Origin of the sequence: Mesorhizobium sp. BR1-1-6 (assembly GCF_020165355.1) — a bacterium.
Classification (GTDB): Bacteria; Pseudomonadota; Alphaproteobacteria; order Rhizobiales; family Rhizobiaceae; genus Mesorhizobium.
Map to the genome: position 1 here is coordinate 1 of NZ_JAIUHZ010000037.1, position 5,010 is coordinate 5,010.

Below are 5,010 nucleotides of genomic sequence, written 5' to 3' on the forward strand. Positions count from 1 at the left end.
GGTGCGTGGTTATTTAGGGGCCGACATCATCGGATGCCCTCTACGGCCAGGACTTTAAGGCCCTCGATCTCCTGCATCACCTTGCTAGCCACACCCTGGAGGTCGCCATACATAGGCCTCGATGACGCCCTGTATCTGTGCTTCACGTTTAGCCCATAGTAAGGCCCAAATTCAGGGCGTCATCGAGTCCACAGTCGGCATGGTTCGGTGACCTTCAGGATATTGCAGGAAAGGTCATGCAGGAGATCGAGAGCCTTCAGATTTTGTCGGTGGAAGGACCATCCGAGAATGTGTGATTCCCGCCCCTACGGTCTGCGTTGTCGACCTAGAACAGGGGAGTCTCTCAAGACGCGTCAGTTGCTAGTTTGTAGCTAGGTGCGCCCGTCAGGAGAATTAAAGTCAACAGCGATCTGAAATAAGCAGTAAAATTCAGCAGGCTATATGGTGGGCGATGACGGGCTCGAACCGCCGACATCTTCGGTGTAAACGAAGCGCTCTACCAACTGAGCTAATCGCCCGCTCCGGGCCGGACCTTTAAGCGGTCGGGGCCAGCTTCGCAAGGCCAAATGAGCGTGGGACGCCGTCGTTGCGGGCCGTATTTGCGAACAACACGCCGGCTGTCAAAAAACCTTCTCCAGTTTGATGTTATGATGGTTTCGTGCGCTTGACACCCGGTGGCGAACCCCTTATCCAGCGCCCAACGACGAACACGGCTGACACGTGCTCGTCAATGCGCGGGTGTAGCTCAGTTGGTTAGAGTGCCGGCCTGTCACGCCGGAGGTCGCGGGTTCGAGCCCCGTCACTCGCGCCATTAGTTTCAAGGGGTTAGCTACCGCCCCTTGAAAAAGTTTCAACTCTCATTTTCCGGAGAGTTTCAACTTTTCGTATTCATTCCGTTCCTGGCCGAGCAGTTTCCTGCCCCTACGTCGGGCTGCGCAGACGGCTACCAGATTGACCGGCATGTACGTCTTCTGGAGCGCCTTGTTCTGGTCGATTGAATTGGCCATCTTGGCCGAGATCGCCTCGATCGAAGCGCCGCTGGCGCGGCGTTGGCCTCGACCGCACCGGAACGCCCAACGTCCATGAACCGGGCGGGCCGAGGGGGGACGCATCGCGATATTCAAGCGGTTCAACCGCTACGGCACCGGTATAGTCTCGGTTTGTGTGAAGACTGCATGTCCGGCCGTGAACACTACGGTATTGGCTAGCAGCGGAGAAATGCCCCCATCGTGCGGATAGACAAAGAATTTTTGCGGGCGCACGCGGATGCTTTCACAGGATCCTGTTAGGCAGGGCAACAAACTCAGACCATCGTGAGGTCGGTTAGGCTGGTGCCCGATCGCGTCCATTATTGTGGGATAGACGTCGATCAACTGCGATTCTCCGTCAGATACCGCAAAATCAGAGTCCGATTGAGAGGGCTTAATCATGAGGGTTGCCATCGACCTGCTTTCAAATGCTGCGGTGGTGCCTCCAAATGCGGTGATGCCGGAGTGATACGGCGGACTCATCTCTGAGCCACCGAGTCCATTCAAAAAGCCTGCCCACCCGGACCCGTGGTCAGATTGTATGACGATAATGGCGTCGTCATAGCGGTCCAGTCGCTTGAGCTCTTGCAAGAACTCCACAACAAGCTTCATGGCGCAACTGGCCTGAGACCTATAGGCAGCCTGGACCCCGACCGCCGCACGTTCGGGATCGACCATGCAATTTGCATCGAGCACGTAGGGGCCATGAGGAAGGATCGCTTGGAACAATGTGTATCTACCGCGTGCGGCAAACCGCTGTTCATTCGCGATCAGATATTTCATCCCCACAACAGCCTGAAATGGATGGACGCCTTGTTCTACGGTCTTCGGGATGTAGCTTTCCGCTTTGCGCTCAAATACTGCGCTAATCCGCTCGCCGGCCGAGTGTCCCCACCCCAAGGCCTCATTTGTCAAGAAATTTGGAAACAATTTTGCAAACAATAATCCAGAAAATTCGACAATTTGCGGGTGTTTGAGCGAGTATTGGTACTTGGTGATCTGCTCTGGCGTGAAAAATACATCTGCAACATTTGTCTGCAATATCTCCGGAAGCCCCACAACATCAACTGCGTAACCATCCGTCCGAAGATCTTTCAGCAATCCTTGATCGAAGGCCGCCCTCCAGGCGGGAAAGCTTCCATTCCGAAATATGGTGCCGGTCAGATAGCTCGCAACCGACGACAACGTATAAGGATAATTTGAAATATTCCGGCGCATAAACGTAAACCCGCGAAAAATGCTCCGGTCATTCATCTCTTCGATCGCGGCAAGTGCAAAATCTGACTGCATCTCATCGAGATGAAAGTGATATATATTTGGAAGGTCCGAGCGGCCATTTATAGACAAGCCGGATTTAGGAGAGTTTTCGGTTTCAGCCGGTGGCACCGGCAGGCCCGCAGCGACAGTGGCCAATCCGGCAATTAACGCGATCGACAGGATGGCAAAAACCCGAACCAGCGTGCCTAGAGTCGTAACTGCACCCACCGCCAACAGCGCGACCAAGATAGCAACTTCTACCGCAGTGATGGAGATGGGCTCCGGGCTTGTGAATGCTGCGCCATCTAAGCGACTCAGCTGAACGGGGGCAAAAACGTCGGCGAGTAATACGAAGGCCCCTAGAAGCAAATACGCCTTTTTTATGAAATCCCGAATTCCGAACAAGGTTAGAGCGCATACAAATATCAAGATAAATGCGCCGCCATAAAAGAAAATAGTGGGGAGCCAAATATCATACCCCAATTCCTTGGCGTTTTTCGCATAAAGCTCCAACGGAAAAAAAACGAAAAGGACTAATATTGGAAACAGTAAGGCAAGAAATGCCGTCGAAATTCTAACAATGCGATTGGCGTTAATACTCATTCGAAAATACCCGATAAAGTACCATCTCTTTTTATTTCATCGCCTATCGAATTGATAAAGTGTACGGCCGGTGGCCGACACTGTTTGTTTCTTCGCAATGCGGGAAACGGACGTAAGTGCGCATTCGAACGAAGAAGGGCTATAATCGGGGAAGATATCCTCTCGAAGAGCAAGCATCTGTCGAATTGTTGGATCATCCTTGGGGACGAACTCGATTATGCCGGTGGGAGCAACGTCAACAATCCATTTGACGGCCTGGTGCAAAGGCACGTTTCTGCCAATGGCAAGATGGTGCTCAAAAGCGAGAGCAAGAACCGCATCAGCTCTGAATCTCGACGAGAAACCCTTTCGTTCCTTCTGAGCCCATCCTTGATCAGGGCTGGGGTTCGCAGCATCCAGCCACAACGGAAGAAAGTTCATTTTAGCTGACGCGGCCCGCAAAAATCCGATGTCGACTGCGGTCTGATCGAAATCGAAGCCAACTACCGCTTTCGCGCCACCCTCCAAAGCGGCGACCGAAAAGTCGCCAGTATTGCAGCCCAGATCGATTGCGGTGGCGACTTGGCCGGATGCCGCGAAATCGTGGATCATTTGCCGCTTTGTCGAGGCCTCTTGACTGGAGTAGGTGTTCATACTCGCGTATGCGCCCCACACAGTCTTGCCGGTGTCGGCCGGCTCTAGACGTGCGATCCACCGGCGCAATTGGGATAAAATGCCGTGATACCCCGCCCGCGGTAGCTTTCTGCTTCGGCTAACCCTTTTGACAGCGTTGCTGGGATCATTCACGGAGCTCTGTTCAAGGCGACTTTGCAGCGTGACGTGGGTCAACATGTTCCACGAAAATCGCTCAGAAAATGTCAGCAAGCGAGCAAAATCGCGGGTGGAAATGCCCTCCAGCGCACCCCTGAACCATGAATTGTGGGCGATTCCCTTCACAGCTCGGAGAAGCAGCGGATTAAGAAACTGCTCGCAGAATTGTCTGTGACCCGTCCAATACTCCCCGTCCCGATATGGCCTAACAGAGAGGATATCGATGAAGATGGGCTTGGAGCCAACGAACTGCACATTGTAGGCGCTTGCGTCAGAAAGGACAAAATTCTCGGTCAATAGTTGTATTTGCAGGTCAAGATGATGCAGGGCTGCTGCCTTCAACGCACCGAAAGACCATTCGTAGGGATAGCTCACGAATGGTATCGCTCCGTGTTCCAACACGTAAGCTGGTTTTCCTACGACCTCGGGCCAATCTGCGGGGGCGACCTCACTGGTCCGGACTATTTTATCCAGCTCGGCGTAACGTAGCAGGATGCCCGCATCCCGGGCGGCCTCATAGCTCGCTTTGCCCTGGTCGGTCACTGTGCGGAAAACCCGGCCATCGGAAACAAAGACCGACCCGGAAGGATCTCGGAACGATCCATCCTCAAAAACTAGTCCTGAACCTTTCATTTCCGGTCTGTACGATTCTTACCGAAAATGCGCGCCAACAGCAGTTTGAGGCGATTGTAATAGATGGTTAACACGGTGGTGCCCGCCGCGACACCTGCAATCAAGCCCTGCAGCAGCATGCTCCCGGTGCCCGGGTCGAGATATGCGTGAGCCGACACCGTCAGACTCAATAAATATAGCATCCCAAGTGAAGCTGTCAGTCTCATCTTGTACAAAGGCCCATACTCCCCATCGGCTCTGCGCGCGGTTGCTGTTTAATGCGCCTTTAATGCGATCCAACGCGTTTGACCAGACATTTGTCACAAATCTTTCACACTTCGAGAAACTTGTGGTGACGGAAATGGCCGCGACAGCGTGTCGCTAGTGAGCCACTCTGTCGCTGTGCGGCGCCAAACATTTCGGATTTTTGCGATCGAACATGTCTCCGCCAAAATGGTCAACGAACGCCTTCGTCGCGGCGGGTCGGCGAAGTGAAGGCGATAGTCCTCATATTTGCCGCTCTACCATATCGCCGGCACGTGCCCGTTCGATGAGTGATGGCGCCGGGGGTTAACACGATTACGTTTGGCATCAGTGGGAGGTCGGCTTCTCGGTTGCTGCCGCTTGGGCGTCGATTGCGTCGCTCCTTGACCTGCAACATCATGGCGTGGGGCTGCTTGAATAACGATGTACTTGGCGC

At 53.7% G+C, this 5,010-nt stretch carries 3 protein-coding genes and 2 tRNA genes; 1 reads left to right on the forward strand and 4 read right to left on the reverse strand.

From position 1 onward, the window contains the following. Positions 1-442 precede the first annotated feature (442 nt). Positions 443-518: transfer RNA gene (locus LB545_RS30655), tRNA-Val, on the reverse strand. A 216-nt stretch (positions 519-734) separates the two neighbouring features. Between LB545_RS30655 and LB545_RS30660 the strand changes: the two genes are divergently transcribed. Next, a tRNA-Asp gene (locus tag LB545_RS30660) sits at positions 735-811 on the forward strand. A 325-nt stretch (positions 812-1,136) separates the two neighbouring features. Here LB545_RS30660 and LB545_RS30665 read toward each other — a convergent pair. The 3 genes from LB545_RS30665 to LB545_RS30675 are packed head-to-tail and all read right to left on the reverse strand — an operon-like array spanning position 1,137 to position 4,546. Beyond that, positions 1,137-2,888: a sulfatase-like hydrolase/transferase gene (locus LB545_RS30665; protein ID WP_140522016.1), complete on the reverse strand. Its 1,752-nt coding sequence runs from the start codon at positions 2,886-2,888 to the stop codon at positions 1,137-1,139. A gap of 36 nt (positions 2,889-2,924) precedes the next feature. Continuing rightward, the gene (locus LB545_RS30670; protein WP_140522018.1) at positions 2,925-4,331 is read right to left on the reverse strand and encodes a 50S ribosomal protein L11 methyltransferase; all 1,407 of its coding nucleotides are present in this window, start codon (positions 4,329-4,331) and stop codon (positions 2,925-2,927) included. Next, positions 4,328-4,546 carry a hypothetical protein gene (locus LB545_RS30675; RefSeq protein WP_404927179.1) on the reverse strand — a complete coding sequence of 73 codons (219 nt, stop codon included), beginning with the start codon at positions 4,544-4,546 and terminating at the stop codon, positions 4,328-4,330. The genes LB545_RS30670 and LB545_RS30675 overlap by 4 nt, the downstream gene beginning before the upstream one ends. Between the last annotated feature and the right edge of the window lie 464 nt (positions 4,547-5,010).

Coding starts and splice junctions, on each gene's coding strand:
- LB545_RS30670 (WP_140522018.1), bottom strand. CDS start 4,331: ATGAAAGGTTCAGGACTAGTTTTTGAGGATGGATCGTTCCGAGATCCT.
- LB545_RS30665 (WP_140522016.1), bottom strand. CDS start 2,888: ATGAGTATTAACGCCAATCGCATTGTTAGAATTTCGACGGCATTTCTT.